We start from the raw sequence: 18,923 nt of genomic DNA, 5'->3' as shown, positions 1-18,923 counted from the left end.
GGCGATGCGCTCGGGGGCCGCGCGAGCGGGCCGGCTAGCGCGCGTCCAGGATTCCCGGCAGCGCCTCCACCAGCCGCTCGACCTCCCGCGCCGACACCGTCAGCGCCGGAGCCAGCCGTACGGTTCCGGGGCCGGCGGCGTTGACGAGGAACCCGGCCCGCTGCGCCGCCCCCTGGACCCGGGCGGCGACCGGCTCGGTCAGGACGACGCCGAGCAGCAGCCCCGCGCCCCGGACCTCGGCCACCAGGGGGTGCTTCAGCGCCTCCACCCCCGCCCGCAGCAGCTCACCCATCCGTACGGTGTGCTCCAGGAGGCCCTCCGCCACGATGGTCTCCAGGACGGCCGAACCCGCCGCGCAGGCCACCGGATTGCCACCGAAGGTCGACCCGTGCTGCCCAGGGCCCAACAGCTCGCCGGCCGCCCCGAACGCCACCGTGGCACCGATCGGCAGACCGCCTCCCAGCCCCTTGGCCAGCGTCACCACGTCCGGGTCCAGGCCCGGCTCGGCCTGGTGCGCGAACCAGTGACCGGTCCGGCCGATCCCGGTCTGCACCTCGTCGAGGACGAGCAGGCTGCCCGTGGCACGGGTGATCGCACGGGCGGCCCGCAGATAGCCGTCGGGCGCGGGGATCACGCCCGCCTCGCCCTGCACGGGCTCGACGAAGACCGCCGCCGTGTCCTCCGAGACCGCGGCCCGCAGCGCGTCGACGTCGCCGAACGGCACGTGCGTCACGTCACCGGGCAGCGGCAGGAACGGTTCGCGCTTCGCCCGCTGGCCCGTGACCGCCAGGGCGCCCATGGTGCGGCCGTGGAAGCCGCCCTCCATCGCGACGAGCCGCGGGCGCCCGGTCCGCCGGGCGGCCTTGAAGGCCGCCTCGACGGCCTCCGCGCCGGAGTTGGAGAAGAAGACCCGGCCGCCAGGCCTGCCGAACAGCCCGAGGAGTCGTTCCGCGAGCGCCACCGGCGGCTCGGCGACGAACAGGTTCGACACATGACCGAGCCGTGCGACCTGGTCGGTGACGGCCGCCACCACGGCGGGGTGGGCGTGCCCGAGGGTGTTGACCGCGATCCCGCCGGTGAAGTCCGTGTACGCACGGCCGGACTCGTCCCAGACGGTGCGGCCCTCGCCACGGACAAGGGCCAGCGGGGGAGTGCCGTAGGTGTCCATCATCACGGCACGCCAGCGGTCCCTGAGGGGAACGGTGACGGTCATGCGGGGGTCTCCTCCTCGTGCGGCGCGGCGGCCGGGACGTCTGCTGGGACGGCGTCGGGCAGGACCGTGGTGCCGGGGTTCTCCTCCGTGAGGACGCCCCGGAGGACGGCGTGCGGGGTACGCCCGTCGAGGACGTGGACCCGTCCGACTCCCGACCGGACCGCCCGCAGGCAGCCCTCCATCTTCGGCAGCATCCCGCCCGCGAGCCCGGGGAGCAGCGTCTCCAGCTCGTCGGCCGTCAGCCGGGAGACCACCTCGGTGCTGCGCGGCCAGTCCGCGTACAGGCCGGGGACGTCGGTGAGCATCACCAGCCGGTCGGCGCCGAGGGCGACGGCGAGGGCCGAGGCCGCGAGATCGGCGTTCACGTTGTAGATCTGCCCGTCGGCACCGCGTGCGACGGGGGACACCACCGGGATGCGGCCGCCGGCGAGGAGGTTCCGTACGGTGTCCGGGGCCACGTCCACGATGTCGCCGACGAGACCGATGTCGACGGCCCGGCCGTCCACCCACGCCGGGCGGCGTACGGCGGTCAGGGTGTGGGCGTCCTCGCCCGACATGCCGACGGCGAAGGGCCCGTGGGCGTTGATGGCGCCGACCAGGTCCCGCTGGACCTGCCCGGTCAGCACCATACGGACGACGTCCATGGCCTCCGGCGTGGTCACCCGCATGCCCGCCTCGAACCGGACCTCCAGGGCGAGGCGGTCGAGCATCGAGCTGATCTGGGGACCACCCCCGTGCACCACGACCGGGTGCAGGCCCGCCTGCCACAGCTCGACGACGTCCTGGGCGAACGACCGCCGGAGCGCCGGGTCCTCCAGGGTGCTGCCACCGCATTTGACGACGACGGTCCGGCCCTGGAGCTCCTCGGACCAGGGGACGTCCGTGGACGGGAGGCCGACGGCCTCCACACGTCGTACGGCAGGCTGCTCGCCGAGCGTCCTCATTCTCGTACCCCCTCGGCTCATGAGCTGTAGGCGCTGTTCTCGTGCACGTACTCGGCCGTCAGGTCGTTGGTCCAGATCTCCGCGGACGCCTCCCCGGCGCGCAGGTCGACCGTGATCGTGATCCGGCGGCCGGACATGTCGACCTTCTCCCTGGGCTCTCCTGCCGCGCCGTCCCGGCAGACCCACACGCCGTTGATGGCCACGTCGAGGCGGTCGGGGTCGAACTCGGCGTCGGTGGTGCCGATAGCCGAGAGCACCCGGCCCCAGTTCGGGTCCTCGCCGTGCAGGGCGCACTTGAGGAGGTTGTTCCTGGCGACCGAGCGGCCCACGGTGACGGCGTCGTCCTCGGACGCGGCGCCGACGACGGCCACCTCGATCTCCTTCGACGCGCCTTCGGCGTCGGCGATCAGCTGCCGGGCGAGGTCGAGGCAGACGGCGTGCACCGCTTCGGCGAGGTCCCCGTCCGCCGGGGTCACGCCGGAGGCGCCCGAGGCGAGCAGCAGCACGGTGTCGTTCGTGGACATGCAGCCGTCGGAGTCCACCCGGTCGAAGGTGGTCCGTACGGCGGCGCGCAGCGCGGCGTCGAGCGACGGATCGGCCGCCACGGCGTCGGTGGTGAGGACGACGAGCATGGTGGCGAGACCGGGGGCGAGCATGCCCGCGCCCTTCGCCATCCCGCCGACCGTCCAGCCGGAGCGGGAGACGACGGCCGTCTTGTGCACCGAGTCCGTCGTCTTGATCGCGACGGCCGCGTCCTCGCCGCCGTCGGAGGCGAGCCGCTGCGCCGCGAGGGCGATTCCGGCGGTGATCCGGTCCATGGGCAGCGGGACGCCGATGAGCCCGGTGGAGCAGACGGCCACGTCGTCCGGGGTGACGCCGACGGCGAGGGCCGTCTGCTCGGCCATCGTCCGGGCGTCGCCGGCGCCGGCCGGGCCGGTGCACGCGTTGGCGCCGCCGGAGTTCAGGACGACCGCGGAGACCCGGCCTTCGGCGAGGACCCGCCGCGACCAGTGGACCGGTGCGGCCTGGATCCGGTTGGAGGTGAAGACCCCCGCGGCGGCCGGTGCGGGGCCCTGGTTCACCACCAGGGCGAGATCGGGATCGCCGGACGTCTTGATGCCGGCGGCCACCCCGCTGGCGAGGAATCCTCGGGCGGCGGTCACGGTCACGGAGCCACTCCATTCATGGGCAGGCCGAGCCCTTCGGGCAGGCCGAGGGCGACGTTCATGCTCTGCACCGCGCCACCGGCGGTGCCCTTCGTCAGGTTGTCGATCGCGCTCACGCAGACGAGTCGGCGGGCGGCCGGGTCGAGGGCCACCTGCACGTGCACCGTGTTGGATCCGAGCACCGAGGCCGTGGACGGCCACTGGCCCTGCGGTAGCAGCCGGACGAACGGTTCGGTCGCGTACGCGGCCTCGAAGACCTCACGGACCTCGCCGAGACCGCCCTCGGCGGCCACGTGCGGGCGCAGCCGGGCGGAGCAGGTGGCGAGGATCCCGCGGGGCATCGGGGCGAGGGTGGGGGTGAAGGACACGGTCACCGGCTCGCCCGCCACGAGGGAGAGGTTCTGGGTGAGCTCGGGGGTGTGCCGGTGACCGCCGCCGACGCCGTACGGGGTCATCGACCCCATCACCTCGGAGCCGAGCAGACGGGGCTCGGCCACCCGGCCCGCCCCCGAGGTCCCGCCGGCCGCGACGACGACGACCTCGGGTTCCACGAGGCGGGCGGCGTGCGCGGGGTAGAGCGCGAGGGTGACGGCGGTCGGGTAGCACCCCGGGACGGCGATCCGGGTGGCCCCCTTCAGGTCGTCCCGGGCGCCGGGCATCTCGGGGAGCCCGTACGGCCAGGTGCCCGCGTGCTCGGAGCCGTAGAAACGTTTCCACTCGACCGGGTCGCGCAGCCGGAAGTCCGCCCCGCAGTCGACGACCAGGGTGTCACCCCCCAACTTCGCGGCGAGGGCGCCCGACTGCCCGTGCGGCAGGGCGAGGAACACGACGTCGTGTCCGCCGAGCGCCTCCGCCGACGTCTCCGTCAGCACCCGGTCGGCGAGCGAGGTCACCTGGGGCTGCACCTGGCCGAGTGTGAGGCCGGCGCTGCTGTGCGCGGCGAGGACGCCGATGTCGAGACCGGGATGTGAGGCGATCAGGCGGAGGATCTCCCCACCGGCATAGCCACTGGCTCCGGCCACCGCGACCCGTAAGGTCATGTTCTTCCGTCTCTCCTGATGAATGGGGACGTGGCGCACACCGGGGGTACACACCCCAAGTCGACGCACCGAAACTTAACTTAGCCTAACCTAAGTATTTCCGGTGGTGGAATCGCGAATGTGTGGTGCCACATCAGGTGAGAGGTCCTCAACGGCTCTGCGGTGGAGCCGAGTTGGGGGCGGGGGCTTCGAGGGCCCCCGCGGGCGGGCCCCGCCGCCCCGTCGTCAGGCCGGCGCCCCCCACGCCGTCGTCAGGCCGTCCAGCCAGGCCGGCGGGAGTTCGGCAGCGTCCCACTCCTCGTGCAGGGCCGACGGGGTCTCGGCCAGGCGCTCCAGTACGGCCACGCTGGTGGGGGAGTGGACGAGGGAGTAGCGGCCGTGGATCGCGATCGGGCTGCCCGGACCGTACTCCGCGTACAGCCGCTCCAGGTGCGCCTGGTGGGCGGAGGCGAACCGCGTCAGCCGCCCCGGATACCCGGCGCGTTGACGCGGGCTCATCGTGCGCAGGACCGCGCCGAGCACCTGTTCGGTGACCTCCGGGTCGAGGTCGGAGACATCGGCGAACGAGAGGTAGAGCGGCGTGACGGCCACCTTGGCCCGCTCCATCTCCGCCCGCCCGACGGGGGGTCGCTCGTCGGGGGAGTCGGCAGACGGGCCGGTGGTGACGGCGCGGACCAACGCCCGCTCGGCGATGGCGCCGAGTTCCTCGGTGACGGCCAGGGCGCCGTCGGCCCAGCCCGATGCGTAGAGCTCCTCTTGCTCGCCGTCGTCGCCCCTCTTCTCGTCCCCCTTCTCCCGCGGAGTGCTTCCCCGCGCTTCGGCGACCGCCGTGATCTCCGTGTGCGCCATGGCGAGCGCGCCCGCCTCGACGAGCCCGATGAGTTCCTCCGCGTCGCCGGTGTAGACCCCCGCCCGCGCGAGAAGCTGGAGGAGGGTGGTCTTCGCGTTGAGGACGCTGGCCGCGTCCAGCTGCTGCGGCCGTCCCTCGTCGGCGGTGTTCATGGGAGGGTCCTCCTCGTCGTACGGGCGGCGCGGTGCGGGTGCGCGGAACGCTCTGTTCGAGCCTACGCAACGCCCGTTGCCTCGGAGCCCGCATCCCCCCACGTGGCGCGCGTCGTGCGCCACGAATTTCGGTTTCGCTGTATCCGAAAAGGGGTGAGGTGCGCGCATCCGTTCGCGTGCCCGGGGACGGCGAGGAGCATCGGACATGCCGGAATCGAACGACACAGGGAAGGCGTCGCCGAGAGCGCTCGACGCCGCCGTCACCGTCATCGGCGCCGGGCCCGTGGGCCTCGCGCTCGACCTGCCCCGCCGAGGGGTCCCGGTACGCCTGGTCGAGCGCGACGAGAAGCGCTTCCAGGGCTCACGGGCCAAGGGCGTCCCGTCTCGCACCCTGGAGGTCCTCGACGATCTGGGCCTGGCCGAGGCCGCCCGGGCGGCAGGCGGCGCCTACCCGTCGATGGGCCTCCACGTCGGCCCCTTCACCAAGGCCTGGCAGATGCACGCCACCGCCCCGGACGGCATCGGCACCCCCTGCCCCGACGTCCTCCTGCTCCCGCAGTACGCCACCACCGCGCTCCTCCACGACGCCGTCGAACGCCTCGGCGTGCGCGACGACTTCGGGGCCCGCGCCGTGGAGATCGCCCAGGACGAAGAGGCGTGCACGGTACGCCTGGAGGACGGCCGAGTACGCGGAAGCCGGTACGCGGTCGGGGCCGACGGCGGTTCCAGCACCGTCCGCAAGGCCGCCGGGATCGCCTTCGAGGGCACCACCGACGAGACCGACCGGATGATGCTCGTCGACGCCACCGTCGACGGGCTGTCCCACGACCACTGGCACATCTGGCCCCGACGTGCGGCCGGTCCGGGCCCGGGGCTGCGATCGCCCCGAACCCGGACCGGTACCGACGCCGACGCTGACGCCGACGCGGTCGGTCGGCGCACCGAGCCGCTCCCTACCCGGCGTAGGTCTCGAACTCGGCGACGCGGGGGGTGCCGGTCGAGCCGACGATCTCGAAGGTGATCTTCTTGAGTGCGGTGCGGGGAACGGCGATGACCCCGGCCCCGCTGCCCGAGGTGAGGACGGCCCCGGTGTCGCCGTTGAGGACGCGCCAGGAGCCGATGGCACCGGCGGAACCGGCCGCCTCACGGATGGTGATCGCGGACACGGTGGTGGCGGAGCCCCACTTGATGGACACCGAGCCGGTCGATCCGGCCGGCGACCAGTACGTGCCGAGGTCGCCGTCCCGCACGTTGCCGTAGCTCGTGCCGTCGGCCTTGCTCGAACCGTCGGAGCCGGCCCCGATGCTGAGGTTGGTCCCACCGGGGTTGGTGGGCGTGGGGGTGGGAGTGGTCGGGGTCGGGGTCGGAGTGGGCGACGAGGACGTCGGCGTCGGCGTGGGTGTCGGGCTGGGGGTCTGCGGCGAGCAGCTGCCGTTCGACACGAGAAGCCCCTTGCCGGCACCGGCCGTTCGGCCGACGACGTCCGGCACGCAGGCGGCGGAGTCCAGGGTGTGGGCGTACGGGATGGCGACGGTGGTGTTGGACTGCGGGTCCGGTCCCGCCGGGTTGTTCTCGGCGCTGCGCGCGGACCAGGTCACGTTGTCGAAGATGTTGCCGCCGACCTGCCAGTACCCGGCCGCGTCGGTGTAGAAGGTGCCCAGGACGTCCTTGGAGTCCTCGAAGTAGTTGTTGTCGACCTTGGCGCGGGCCCCTGCGCGGGAGTTGATGCCGGACTCGTTGATCCGCAGGTAGTGGTTGTTGTACATGTGGGCGGTGCCGCCGCGCAGCAGGGGAGCGCGAGAGTCGATGTTCTCGTAGAGGTTGTGGTGGTACGTGATGAAGCTGTTCGACAGCTCGGTCTCGCTGGAGCCGACGAGGCCACCCCGCCCGGAGTTGCGCAGGATGCTGTACGACAGGGTCACGTACTGCGTGTTGTCCTTCATGTCGAAGAGCCCGTCGTAGCCCTCCGACTCGCCGCCCGACGCCTCCAGGGTGGTGTGGTCGACCCAGACGTTGCGGACGTCGCTCTCCATGCCGATGGCGTCGCCGCCGTTGGAGATCGGCGAGCCCGACTTCTTGACGTTCCGGACGGTCACGTTCTGGATGATGATGTTGCTGGACTCGCGGATGTGGATGCCGAGTTGGTCGAAGACGGCGCCGGCACCGACCCCGACGAGGGTGACGTTGCTGATCTGCTTGAGCTCGATCACGCCGTCCGCGGTGTTGCAACTGGTGCCGGACACCTTGGTGGTGTTGGCGTGGTTGATCGTCCCCTCGACCTCGATGGTGATCGGGGTGCTGCTGCTGGCACGCCCGCACAGGGCCGCGTGGATCGCGGTCCCCGTGGTGGCCCGCACGGTCTGACCGCCGGCGCCGCCGGTGGTCCCGCCGTTCTGGGTCGCGTATCCGGTGGCGCCACCGGTGGCCGCCGATGCCTGGGGCATCGACAACACCACGCCGGTCGCGGCCGCGAGGGCCAGGGTGGCCAGTGCCGCGTGGAGCCGAAGTGCGACTGGTCGTCTCATGCTTGCCGTCCTTCTCGTCTTCGAACGCTGGGGGTGGTTCCTGAATGCGGTGCAACGCAGAGCCGTGCCGTGCTTGCGGAACGTCGTTCGGTGCAGAGGCAACCGCCCATGGGCAGGCCTCGCCGTGGCCGCCACGGACAGGCCGAGGCGGCCACAGAGAGAAAGAAAGCGCTTTCCCGCCGGGAGAATAGGGTGACCCCAAGGGAGTGGCAAGGCTCCGCGCACGACCTCCTCGCTCAACTCGGCGGTGCGCGCCCGGCGTTCTGTCCGCTTGTCAGTACGAGTTCGATCACGTAACGTCCTGCGACGTGAACACCGGACCGGCGATTCGACGCCATACACAGACGGGCCATCCGGTGGACGACTGACCGCTCCGCGGGTGCGTCGAAAGCACCCCCACGGTTCGGCACGCGGACCCCCAGTGCTCAGGCACTGCGACGAGTCCTTTTTCGTGTCGAATCAACAGCGAGGTCATCCACATGGCAGTCACGTTCAACCACACCATCATCGCCGCCAAGGACCGCCACGAGTCGGCGCGGTTCTTCCGGGAGTTGCTGGAACTCCCCGAAGCGCCGTCCTGGGGCCCCTTCGTCAACGTCCAGCTCGCCGACGGCGTGCTCATCCAGTTCGCCGAGCCCCCGGTGGACATCCAGATGCAGCACTACGCCTTCCTCGTCGACGACGAGCTCTTCGAGCGGGCGTACGGGCGGCTCTGCGAGCAGGGCGTCGAGCACTGGGCCGACCCCCAGATGAAGCGGCCCGGCGAGACGAACAGCGAACACGGTGGCCGCGGGGTCTACTTCAAGGACCCCGGCGGTCACGCGTTCGAGCTGATCACCCGGCCGTACCTGTAGAAGGGCCGGTCAGGGCGAGTCCGGTCGGTCGGGCACCCGCGTGCGGTGCCCGACCACCCCCCCGGTCGTCCCTCAGGCCAGGAACTCGCCGTCCCGGGCCACCACGACACCGCCGTGCACCACCAGGTCGCGGCGAGGCATGTCCACGACCACCTGCGGCAGGCACTCACCCCGGACCAGGACGAAGTCGGCGGGGGCGCCGGCCTTGAAGTCCGCGTGCGCCAGCCCCATGACGTCCGCGCCGCCGTGTGCCGCTACGTCGTAACAGCCCGCCAGCTCGTCGTCCAGGCGTACATCCGTCACCCAGCCGAGGATGTGCGCCCGGTGCATCATGTCGGCGTTCCCGAACGGGCTCCACGAGTCACGCACACCGTCCGACCCGAGGCCGACCCGCACCCCGTGCTCCCGCAGGCGCGCGATCGGCAGGACCAGCGAGTCGGACGGCGCGACCGTGGTCAGAGCGATGTCCTGATCTCCCAAGTCGGCGGCGATCGAATCAAGTTCACGGTCCGTCAGGCCCGGCAGGCAGAACACGTGGCTGACCGTGACCTTCCCCGCGAGCGACAGCGCCCGCGTGCGGTCCACGATGCCGCGCATCGCCTTCATGCCCTTCTCCCCGCGATCGTGCAGGTGGATGTCCACGCCCACGCCATGGCGGTCCGCGATGCCGAACACGACGTCCAGCTGTTCGTCGAGGGCGTCGTCGAAGCCGATCGGGTCGATGCCGCCGATCATGTCGATGAGACCCTCGCGCGCCGCCTTCTCGAGGAGCGCGGCCGTCCCCGGCGTCCGGATCACCCCGTGCTGCGGAAAGGCCACGATCTGGACGTCGAGGGCGTGGCGCAACCGCTCTCGCGCCTCCGCCACGCCCTCCACCCCGGCCAGACCGTATGCAGGTGCCACGTCGGCGTGGGCGCGCATGCCGCGCGTGCCCCGGGACACGGCGTGCGACATCAGCCCGTACGCCCGCTCGACCACCGGGCGCCGCTGGCTGCGGAACAGTTCCACGTCCTGCGCCACGTAGTCGGCGATCGCGCTCGCCGGACGCCTCGACACCCACGAGCCGCCCCAGGTCGTCTTGTCGGGGTGGATGTGCGCATCCACGAGCGACGGCAGCGCGATCCGGCCGCCTCCGTCGACGACCTTCGCGCCGTGCGGCGCCGGACGGTCCGAGACACGGCCGTCGACGACCACCAGGTCCCTGGCCTTCGCCGCGCCGAACGGGCGCACGTCACGGAAGACGACCGTCCTGGCCCGACGCCCCGCGTCACCGGTCGCCGCTGCTTCGGCGGCGGCCGGGGGCACCGCCTGCGCGGGCCCGGCCGTGGCGGCCGCGGTGGCCGTCGCGCCTGCGAGAGCCGCGGCTCCCGCCAGCATCGTGCGACGGGACAGCGCGCCGGGGGAGGACGACGACGAAGGCGAGGGTGAGGACGAGGACGACTGCATGGGGACTCCTTCGGGGGACGGGGCCACGACGTTGTCGTGGTGAGGGCAGCGCGGAGCGGATCGAGCCGCGGGCAGGCGGGCAGGCGGGCCGATCGGCAGGCGGGCAGGCGGGCAGGCGGGCGGACGGGCAGGCGGACGGGCGGACGGGCGGACGGGCAGGCGGGCGGACGGGCAGGCGGGCGGACGGGCGTGCCGGCCCGGCTCGGACGTCTCAGGTCACGATCCCCGCCCGTACCACCGCGACCGGCCGCTTCAGCACCGTCAGGTCCGCCAGCGGGTCGCCCGACAGCAGGAGGGCGTCGCCCGCGCAGCCGCGGGTGAGGCGGCCCGCCGTGCGGGTGAGGCCCAGGAGGTGGGCCGCGCCCGTCGTCGCCGTGCGGATCGCGTCGAGGGGTGACAGGCCCGCGGAGTGCATCAGTTCGACCTCGCCGCCGATCGGGTCCACCACTCCGCCGGACGAGTCGGTGCCCGCGGCCAGCGGTACTCCGAGTTCGTGTGCGGCGAGCACCGCTCGCTTCAGGACCGGGAGGTACGTCCGTCCGCGCTCGGCGAGGACCGGGTCCGAGGACTCCGCCAGGCCGGCGATGGCGGTGAGGGTGGGCGTGAAGTACGTTCCCCGGCGCCGCATTTCGCGCAGCGTCCGCTCGCCGACGCACGCGCCGTGCTCCAGGGAGCGGATGCCCGCCATGACGGCGTCGTGGCAGCCCTGCTCGCTGTAGCTGTGGCAGAGGACGCCCTTTCCGCGCCGTCGGGCCGCCGCGACGATCTCGGCGAGCTGTGCGCGTGAGTAGACCTGGGCGAGCGGGTCCTGCTCCGGGAGCCCGGCGCGTTCGTTGACCCGGGTCTTGATCACGTCCGCGCCCCGGGCGAGGTTCACCTCCACCACCCGCCGCAGCGCCTCGGCCGAGCGCACTCCGTCCTTGAGGCGGGCGAGCGGGGTCAGATCGGGGTCGGCGAGCACGGTGTCGCCGAGGTTCGGGGTGACGAACACGCCGGCGGCCTTCAGCCGCGGCGCGAGCGCGGGGCTGTGCCGGGCGAGTTCGCGGACGGCGATGTCCTGGTAGAAGGAGGTCGATCCACTGCGCGCGCTCGTCGCGCCCTTGCGGACGGCGTCGCGCGCCTCGGCGGCGGTGCTGAGGTGGATGTGCGCGTCCACCAGGCCCGGCAGGATCCAGCGGCCGTGTGCGTCGAGCAGTTCGACGCCCTGCGGCACGGCGACGCTGCCCCGGCGGCCGGCGGCCCGGACGGTGCCGTCCTCGATGACGACGACGGCGTTCTCGGTGACCTCGCCGGTGGCCGGGTCCAGGAGCGTGCCGCCCTGGATCACGAGGTGTCCCACGCGCGCGGTGGGGCCGGGAACACGGCGACCGGAGGCGGCTCCCCGGTCACCGGCGGCGGCGGTCGCCTGTCCCGCCGCGGCCATGGTGCCGGCGAGGGCGGCCGCTCCGGCGAGGATGCCGCGGCGGGTCAGCCTGCTGGAGGGCGGCGGGGTGGCTTCGACGCACATGGGTGCTCCTTGGGGAGTGGGCCGACGGCTTCCCCGTTTTGTATACCAAGCTGAGGCGGCGGACAAGGGCGGTGATCCAGAGAACCGGAAACACCCGTTCCGGGAGGGTTGTGAGGCGCCTGGGTCCATTCGGGGGTGCGCGACGGGCCTTCTTGGTATACGAATACTCCGTGGCGGGCGGCGGCGAAGCCCTCAGGCGTCGCCGAAGAGGGACCGAAGGGCGACCGCCCTGCTGTCCCGCACGTGCAGCAGCGTGCTCGCCGCGGCCGCCTCCGCGTCCCCCGCGGCGATGTGCCGGTACATCTCGGCGTGCTGGGCCCGCATGTGCGCGGGCTCCTCGCGCAGGCCGAACACGAGCCGCAGCTGCCAGCTCAGCTGCTCCATCGTGCGGGCCAGCAGCGGGTTGCCCGACATGGCCACCATGCTCTCGTGGAAGGCCGTGTGCGCGGCCACCTCGCGTGTCGCCTCGTCCGCGGCGGCCGCCGACTCGGCCTGGTGCAGCGCCGCGTCGAGGGTGGCGAGTCCCGCGGTGTCGCCCGCCGCGCACGCCCGCGCCGCCAGCCGGGACGCCTGGATCGTGAGCGGCTCCCACACCTCGTACAGGTGCTCCACGTCGGCGCGTTCCAGACGCCGGACGCGTACGCCGCTGTGCGGGAGCAGCTCCAGGAGGCCCTCGGTGACCAGTGCGCGCAGGGCCTCGCGCACCGGTACGCGCGACATGCCGAGCTCCTCCGCGACCTCTCGCTCGACGAGGCGGGCGCCCTGCGCGTACCGCCGGTCCACGATCCGCTGAAGGACCGCCTCACGCGCGCGCGTGCTCAGCGGAGCCGGAGCCGTCCCGTCGCCCGGAGCCGTCCCGTTGCCCGTGGCCGTCGCGTCGGTCCGTCGTCCGTCCGTCACCCGTACCGACCTCTCCCTGCTCCGCCGTGCTCGTCCGTCCCCTGTTCGGGGTGCCCGGGGCGAGGATACGTCGGCCCGCCGTCGGCCACCCGCGGTCATCGGTCAAGCCGTCGGGGTCTGTTGGTCCGCACGGTACGGCCCCGGCTGTGGTACTGCCTTACAGAGACATCGTCAGGTTTATGATGAAATACCGCTTTGCCCGTGAAAGGTGGCATCTGTGTCGCAGGAAGATCAGGGGCCGGACGGCCGCCGACCAGGCGCCGAACGGGGCGGGAGGGAAGGGCTGTCGGTGACGGCGGACCTCCCGGGCCGCCCCGACCACCACCATCGCGCCCGTACCGACCGGATCGTGTTCGGTGTCACCGCGGTTCTCACCGTGGCGTTCGTCGTCTGGGGCGCCACGGCCACCGACAGCCTGGAGAGCGCGTCGAGCGACCTCCTCGACGGGCTGATCCGCAACGGCGGCTGGGCGTTCATGCTGGCCGCGTCCGGCTTCGTCGTCTTCGCGCTCTGGCTGGCCATCAGCCGCTACGGCCGGATCACGCTCGGCCAGGAGAGCGAGGGCCCGGAGTTCCGGACGGTGTCATGGATCGCCATGATGTTCAGCGCCGGTATGGGTATCGGCCTGATGTTCTACGGGGTGAGCGAGCCACTCGCCCACTACGGCACCCCGCCGCCCGGCACCCAGCCCGTCGACTCGGCCGAGCGCATGCAGACCGCCATGGCCACCACGCTCTTCCACTGGACCCTCCACCCGTGGGCGATCTACGCGGTCGTGGGACTCGCCATCGCGTACTCCACGTTCCGCAAGCGGCGCCGGCAGACCATCAGCGCCGTGTTCGTCCCGCTGATCGGAGAGAAGGCGGCATACGGCGGGCCCGGCCGGGTCATCGACATCCTGGCCATCTTCGCCACGCTGTTCGGCTCCGCCGCCTCGCTCGGTCTGGGCGCGCTCCAGATCGGCAGCGGTTTCGAGGAGCTGGGCTGGATGGAGAAGACCGGCACCGGGCTGCTCGTCGCCATCATCGGCGTACTGACCGTGGCCTTCGTCTTCTCCGCCGTGTCCGGTGTGGAGAAGGGCATCCAGTGGCTCTCCAACATCAACATGGTGCTCGCCGGGGTGCTCGCCCTGTTCGTGTTCATCGCGGGCCCCACCATCATCGTGCTCGACCTGCTGCCCACCTCGATCGCCGCCTACATCGACGACCTGCCGCAGCTCGCCGGCCGCACGGAGGCCACCAGCGGCGCGGAGATCCATGACTGGCTGGGCAGTTGGACCGTCTTCTACTGGGCCTGGTGGATCTCCTGGACGCCCTTCGTCGGCATGTTCATCGCCCGGATCAGCCGGGGCCGCACCATCCGCCAGTTCGTCGGCGGCGTCATCCTGGTGCCCAGCACCGTCAGCCTCGTGTGGTTCGCCATCTTCGGCGGTACGGCGATGAAGCTCAGCGAACAGGGCGACCTGGCGGGCGAGACGACCCCGGAGGGACAACTCTTCGGCGTGCTCCAGGAGTTCCCGATCACCGGCACGATGAGCCTGCTCGTGATGGTCCTCGTCGGCATCTTCTTCGTGTCGGGCGCGGACGCCGCCTCGATCGTCATGGGCACGCTCTCCCAGCGGGGCGCGTTCGAACCCACCCGCCCCGTGGTGGTGTTCTGGGGCGTGGTGACCGGCGCGGTCGCCGCCATCATGCTCCTCATCGGCGACGGCCAGGGCGACGCCCTCGCGGGCCTGCAGAACCTCACGATCCTGGTGGCGGCACCGTTCGTCCTGGTGATGATCGGCATGTGCGTGGCGCTGATGCGGGACCTCCGCAGGGACCCGCTGATCGTCCGGGGCGAGGTGGGTGTGGAGGTCGTCGAACTCGCCGTGATCGCCGGCCACGAGCAGTACGACGGTGACTTCGAGCTCCGTATCGGCCCCGGCACCCAGGACACCGACGGGCCCTGAACCGGGCCCGTACGATCACGCCCTGCCCGCCGCCTTCTGGGTGCGGCGGGACAGGGAGTCGACCACCACGGCGGCCAGCAGGACCGAGCCCGTGATCATGAACTGGACGGCGTTGCTCACGCCCATGATGTTCATGCCCGACTGGATGGAGCCGATCACCAGCGCACCGAGCAGCGCCGACCAGACGGTGCCGCGGCCGCCGAAGAGGCTCGTGCCGCCGATGACGGCCGCGGCGATCACGTTCATCAGGAGGTTGCCGCCGCCGGAGGTCTGGCTCGCGGACTGGATCTGCCCGGCGAGGAAGAGGCCGCCGATCGCCGCCATGGTGCCGGCGATCGAGAAGACCGTCATCCGGACGAACGGCACGCTGATGCCCGCCCTGCGCGCGCCCTCGATGTTGCCGCCGACCGCGAAGATCCGGCGGCCGTACGTGGTGCGCCGGAGCACGAAGTCCAGGAGCACCAGCAGGATCAGGAAGATCAGGAGCGCGAGCGGCAGTCCCTGGTACTGGTTGAGGATGTACGCCGTGGCGAAGGCGAGCGCGGCGATGACGACCGTACGCAGGACGATCTCGGCGATCGGCCGGAACGGCACCCGGGCCGCCCTCCGGCGCTGGGCGTCCAGGAGCGAGGCCGCCAGGAACAGTCCGACCCCGACCGCCGCCGTCACGTAGGCGGCCGCCGGGCTGTGGTAGATCGTCGAGTACAGCTTGGAGACGACGCTCTCGCTGGGGATGTTGACCGTGCCGCTGGTGCCGAGCACCTGGAGCATGAGCCCGTTCCAGGCGAGGTTTCCCGCCAGGGTCACCACGAACGCCGGTACGCCGACTTTCGCGAAGAAGAACCCCTGGATCAGCCCGACGGCGGCGCCGCCCGCGATGGCGACGAGCAGCGCGAGCCACTCGTTCATGCCGTTCAGGACGTTGAGCACGGCGAAGATCGCGGCGCACAGCCCGCTGACCGAGCCGACGGACAGATCGATCTCGCCGAGCAGCAGGACGAAGACGATCCCGACCGCGATCATGCCCGTGCCGACGATCTGCTGACTGAGGTCGGACAGGTTCTGGGCCGACAGGAAGGTGCTGTTCAGACTGCCGAACACCGTCCAGATGATGATCACGGCGAGCACGACGGGCAGCGACCCCAGCTCACCGCTGCGCATCTTGCGCCGGAACTCGCCCACGTACCCCTTGAGACCCTCCTCGCGGACGAGGAGACGGGCGTCGACGGCGGGCACGGCACCGGGTGCCGGTTCCTGGCTCGCGGAGTCGTCGGCGCCGGAGGGGCCGCGGCCTCGGTCGCGTCTCATCGGTCCTCCTCCTGCTCCCGCTTACGGGCCTGGCGGCGGGTGACGGCGCTGTCGGTGGCCCCCGTGATCGCCGAGATGATCTCCTCGGCGGTCGTCGAGCGCTTGTCGAAGAAGCCGTTGTTCCGGCCGAGGCGCATCACCGCGATCCGGTCGGCGACCGCCATCACGTCCACCATGTTGTGGCTGATCAGGATGGTGCCGAGGCCCTGCTCGCGGAGCCGCTCGACCAGGTCGAGGACCTCGGCCGTCTGCTCCACGCCCAGGGCGGCGGTGGGCTCGTCCAGGATGACGACCTTCGGCGCGCCGATCAGCGAGCGGGCGATCGCCACCGTCTGGCGCTGACCGCCGGAGAGGGAGGCGACGGGGATGCGGACGCTCGGGATGCGGATGGACAGGGTGTCCAGCAGCTCCCGCGCACGCCGGTCCATGCGGACCTCGTCGAGTACGCCGAAGCGCCGCAGCTCCCGGCCGAGGAACAGGTTGGCGACCACGTCGAGGTTGTCGCACAGCGCCAGGTCCTGGTAGACGGTGGCGATCCCGAGGTTCTGGGCGTCGTGCGGCCGTTGGATGGAGACCGGCCTCCCCTCCCACGTGATGACGCCCTCGTCGGGCGGGTTCACCCCGGCGATCGACTTCACGGCGGTGGACTTGCCGGCGCCGTTGTCGCCGACCAGGGCGACCACCTCGCCGGGGTGGACGTCCAGATCGAAGTCCTTCAGCGCCTGGACCGCGCCGAACCGCTTGGAGATCCCCCGTAGTGAGAGCACGGGTGGCTCCGGCAAAGGAACCGCCTCCTCCGCTCGCCCCGCGCGGGCCGCTCCGCCCCACGGGGGCGGAAGGCCGCGCGCCGGGATGGAACGCCCGGGCCGGAGCGCCCGGGACGGACCTGCCGTGCGCCCGGGCGGAATGATGCGCGCCGGGACGGAATCGCCGATGGTGCGCGCCGGGACGGAATCGTCGTCGTTGCGCGCCGGGACGGAATCGCCGCGCGGCTACTGGAGCCCGGCGTCCTTGCAGGCAGCGGCGTACGTCGGGGTGCAGATCTCCTGAACCGTGTACAGGCCGTCCTTCACGACGGTGTCCTTGATGTTGGTCTTGTCGACCACGACCGGCGTGAGCAGGTTGGCCGGGACCTTGTCGCCGCTTCCGCTGGTGACGGTGGTGGGCGTCAGGTCGGCCGGCAGCGGCTTGCCCTCGGCGAGGTTCACGGCCATCGTGGCCGCGATGTCCGCCTCCGGCTTGTACGGCTTCTCGACCGTGATCGTCTGGGTGCCGAGCAGGATCCGCTGGATCGCGTCGAGCTGGGCGTCCTGACCGGTCAGCGGCACGTTCATGCCCGCCGCCTTCAGCGCGGTGGCGATACCGGCCGCCAGTCCGTCGTTGGCCGAGTAGACACCGACGATCCTGTCCTTGCCCAGGGCGCTGATCGCGCCGGACATCTGCTGGTTGGCGTTGTTCGGGTCCCAGTTCGGCGTGTCGTACTCCTTGCCGATCTTCACCTTGCCGTCCAGGACCGAGTGCGCGCCGGCCTTGAACTCCGCCGCGTTCGGGTCGGTCGGCGACCCGTTGTGCATCACGATCTCGCCGCTCCCGGCCTTGTCGCCGAGCGCGTCGAGGAGCGCCTTGCCCTGCAGCTCACCCACCTTGCGGTTGTCGTACGAGACGTACGCGTCGACCGGACCCTGCGCGAGGCGGTCGTACGCGACGACCTTCACACCCGCGTCACGGGCCTTCTGCACGGATGACTGGATCGACTTCGCGTCCACGGCGTCCAGGATCAGGACCTTGTCGCCCTTGGCGAGCGCCGTGTTCACCTGCTGCTGCTGAGTGGTGGCGCTCTCGGCGGCGTTGTAGTAGTCGATCTGGGCGTCCGGCGCCAGTTCCTTGATCTTGGCCTCGATGTACGGCCGGTCGAACTTCTCGTACCGCGTGGTCTTGCTCTCCGGCAGCAGCAGGCCGATCCGCACGTCGCCCTGTGCCGCCGAGCCCGCGCCCGGCTGGGCCGCCCCGCTGGTCGCCACGGCGCCCAGACAGAGGGCGGTGACTCCGGCCAGAGCTATCGCGCCCCGCAATCTACGGGTCATGGGAGGCTCCTTCCGTACTCCGCCGCCCCACCGCCTGATGACCGCGGGACGGAGGATGCACATGTGGCCTATATATCGACATTAGCGTCAAGCTGGGGTCCGGCAAGCGGGTGAACCAGCTCCGGCCGGACCGCCCCGGGCGCGGGACCGCGGGTCGGGCCGGTCCGCGCGCCGTCGCCCCCACTGCGGCATCCTGGCGGCATGCCGACTCCGCGTACCCTCAGCTCCCAGGACCCGGTGGCCGTCGCCGTCAGCGAGGCCATCGCCACCGGCGACCTCGACGCCCTGCGGGGCCTGCTCGCCGAGCATCCCGGGCTCGCCGGCGCCCGGGTCGTCGAGGACCGGGAGGGCCGCGGCCCCGGCGGCCGGAGCCTGCTGCACCTCGCCACCGACTGGCCCGGCCATCGGCCGCGCGGCCCGGAGACCGTCGCCGTCCTGGTCGGGGCCGGCGCCGACCCGGACGCCCGCTTCACCGGAGCCCACCGGGAGACGCCGCTGCACTGGGCGGCGAGCAACGACGACGTCCCGATGATCGACGCGCTCGTCGCCGCCGGAGCCGACATCGAGGCCGACGGAGCGGTCATCGCCGGCGGTACGCCGCTGGCCGACGCCCGCGCCTTCGGGCAGTGGCGCGCGGCCCGCAGGCTGCTCGAACTCGGTGCCCGCCCCACCTTCCAGGACGCCGCGACCCTCGGCCTCCTCGACAGGGTCGAGTCCCGCCTCGCCGCCGACCCCGCCCCCTCGCCGGAGGAGATCACCCAGGCGTTCTGGGGCGCCTGCCAGGGCGGCCGGCTCGCCGTCGCCGTACGGCTCCTGGACGCCGGCGCGGACATCGACGGGATCGGCTGGAACGACCTCACCCCGCTCGACATCGCCCGCGCCGAGAAGGCGGAGGAGGTCGTCGGCCTGCTGATGGACCGAGGGGCGAGGACGGCCGCGGAGCGCCGGGCGGCGGCCGACGAAGGGTGACCGCGGCCGCCTTG

16 protein-coding genes are annotated in these 18,923 nt (G+C 72.1%); 4 read left to right on the top strand and 12 right to left on the bottom strand.

What is annotated here, in order from left to right; all coding sequences use genetic code 11:
• Nucleotides 1-34: 34 nt before the first annotated feature.
• The 5 genes from N5875_RS02240 to N5875_RS02220 form a co-directional block, all read right to left on the bottom strand.
• Nucleotides 35-1,213, bottom strand: a complete 1,179-nt coding sequence (locus tag N5875_RS02240; protein ID WP_318210519.1) for an acetylornithine transaminase — start codon at nt 1,211-1,213, stop codon at nt 35-37.
• Nucleotides 1,210-2,157, bottom strand: a complete 948-nt coding sequence (gene argB, locus N5875_RS02235) for an acetylglutamate kinase (RefSeq protein WP_338491516.1) — start codon at nt 2,155-2,157, stop codon at nt 1,210-1,212. The genes N5875_RS02240 and argB overlap by 4 nt, the downstream gene beginning before the upstream one ends.
• A 17-nt stretch (nt 2,158-2,174) precedes the next feature.
• Nucleotides 2,175-3,326 (bottom strand): bifunctional glutamate N-acetyltransferase/amino-acid acetyltransferase ArgJ, encoded by a 1,152-nt coding sequence (gene argJ, locus N5875_RS02230; protein WP_318210517.1) that lies wholly within the window; start codon nt 3,324-3,326, stop codon nt 2,175-2,177.
• Complete coding sequence (gene argC / locus N5875_RS02225) at nt 3,323-4,363, bottom strand: N-acetyl-gamma-glutamyl-phosphate reductase (RefSeq protein ID WP_338491514.1); 1,041 nt, start codon at nt 4,361-4,363, stop codon at nt 3,323-3,325. Before argC ends, argJ begins: the two co-directional genes overlap by 4 nt.
• Before the next feature lie 225 nt (nt 4,364-4,588).
• Nucleotides 4,589-5,365 (bottom strand): hypothetical protein, encoded by a 777-nt coding sequence (locus N5875_RS02220; RefSeq protein ID WP_338491513.1) that lies wholly within the window; start codon nt 5,363-5,365, stop codon nt 4,589-4,591.
• 205 nt (nt 5,366-5,570) lie between these two features.
• Between N5875_RS02220 and N5875_RS02215 the strand changes: the two genes are divergently transcribed.
• Entirely contained in the window at nt 5,571-6,386 is an 816-nt protein-coding gene (locus N5875_RS02215) for an FAD-dependent monooxygenase (RefSeq protein WP_318210514.1), read from the top strand.
• On the opposite strand, the gene N5875_RS02210 is transcribed toward N5875_RS02215, so the two are convergent.
• Nucleotides 6,319-7,890, bottom strand: a complete 1,572-nt coding sequence (locus N5875_RS02210) for a pectate lyase (protein WP_338491511.1) — start codon at nt 7,888-7,890, stop codon at nt 6,319-6,321. The two genes, N5875_RS02215 and N5875_RS02210, sit on opposite strands and share 68 nt — an antisense overlap.
• A gap of 479 nt (nt 7,891-8,369) precedes the next feature.
• On the opposite strand from N5875_RS02210, the gene N5875_RS02205 reads away from it, so the two are divergent.
• Nucleotides 8,370-8,744, top strand: coding sequence for a VOC family protein (locus tag N5875_RS02205; RefSeq protein WP_318210512.1), 375 nt, complete (start codon nt 8,370-8,372; stop codon nt 8,742-8,744).
• Between the two features lie 72 nt (nt 8,745-8,816).
• Here N5875_RS02205 and N5875_RS02200 read toward each other — a convergent pair whose 3' ends face one another.
• The 3 genes from N5875_RS02200 to N5875_RS02190 form a co-directional block, all read right to left on the bottom strand.
• The gene (locus N5875_RS02200) at nt 8,817-10,190 is read right to left on the bottom strand and encodes an amidohydrolase family protein (RefSeq protein WP_338491509.1); all 1,374 of its coding nucleotides are present in this window, start codon (nt 10,188-10,190) and stop codon (nt 8,817-8,819) included.
• A gap of 211 nt (nt 10,191-10,401) precedes the next feature.
• Nucleotides 10,402-11,697, bottom strand: coding sequence for an amidohydrolase family protein (locus N5875_RS02195; protein ID WP_338491507.1), 1,296 nt, complete (start codon nt 11,695-11,697; stop codon nt 10,402-10,404).
• A gap of 192 nt (nt 11,698-11,889) precedes the next feature.
• Nucleotides 11,890-12,519, bottom strand: a complete 630-nt coding sequence (locus N5875_RS02190) for a GntR family transcriptional regulator (protein WP_318210602.1) — start codon at nt 12,517-12,519, stop codon at nt 11,890-11,892.
• 361 nt (nt 12,520-12,880) lie between these two features.
• Here N5875_RS02190 and N5875_RS02185 point away from each other — a divergent pair, with 361 nt between their 5' ends.
• A complete protein-coding gene (locus tag N5875_RS02185) occupies nt 12,881-14,548 on the top strand; it encodes a BCCT family transporter (RefSeq protein ID WP_318210601.1) in 1,668 nt (555 codons plus the stop codon).
• 15 nt (nt 14,549-14,563) lie between these two features.
• Here the strand turns inward: N5875_RS02185 and N5875_RS02180 are convergent, their stop codons facing one another.
• From N5875_RS02180 to N5875_RS02170, 3 genes are all read right to left on the bottom strand, one after another.
• Nucleotides 14,564-15,856, bottom strand: a complete 1,293-nt coding sequence (locus N5875_RS02180) for a sugar ABC transporter permease (RefSeq protein ID WP_318210509.1) — start codon at nt 15,854-15,856, stop codon at nt 14,564-14,566.
• Nucleotides 15,853-16,638, bottom strand: a complete 786-nt coding sequence (locus N5875_RS02175; RefSeq protein WP_318210508.1) for an ATP-binding cassette domain-containing protein — start codon at nt 16,636-16,638, stop codon at nt 15,853-15,855. The genes N5875_RS02180 and N5875_RS02175 overlap by 4 nt, the downstream gene beginning before the upstream one ends.
• Before the next feature lie 210 nt (nt 16,639-16,848).
• Entirely contained in the window at nt 16,849-17,940 is a 1,092-nt protein-coding gene (locus tag N5875_RS02170; RefSeq protein WP_318210507.1) for a substrate-binding domain-containing protein, read from the bottom strand.
• Between the two features lie 201 nt (nt 17,941-18,141).
• On the opposite strand from N5875_RS02170, the gene N5875_RS02165 reads away from it, so the two are divergent.
• On the top strand, nt 18,142-18,909 hold the full coding sequence (locus tag N5875_RS02165; protein WP_338491503.1) for an ankyrin repeat domain-containing protein: 768 nt from the start codon (nt 18,142-18,144) through the stop codon (nt 18,907-18,909).
• The last annotated feature ends 14 nt before the right edge of the window (nt 18,910-18,923 follow it).

The organism is Streptomyces sp. SJL17-4, from assembly GCF_036826855.1.
In the GTDB taxonomy this organism is placed as follows: domain Bacteria; phylum Actinomycetota; class Actinomycetes; order Streptomycetales; family Streptomycetaceae; genus Streptomyces.
This window is presented reverse-complemented; position numbering and strand designations above follow the sequence as displayed.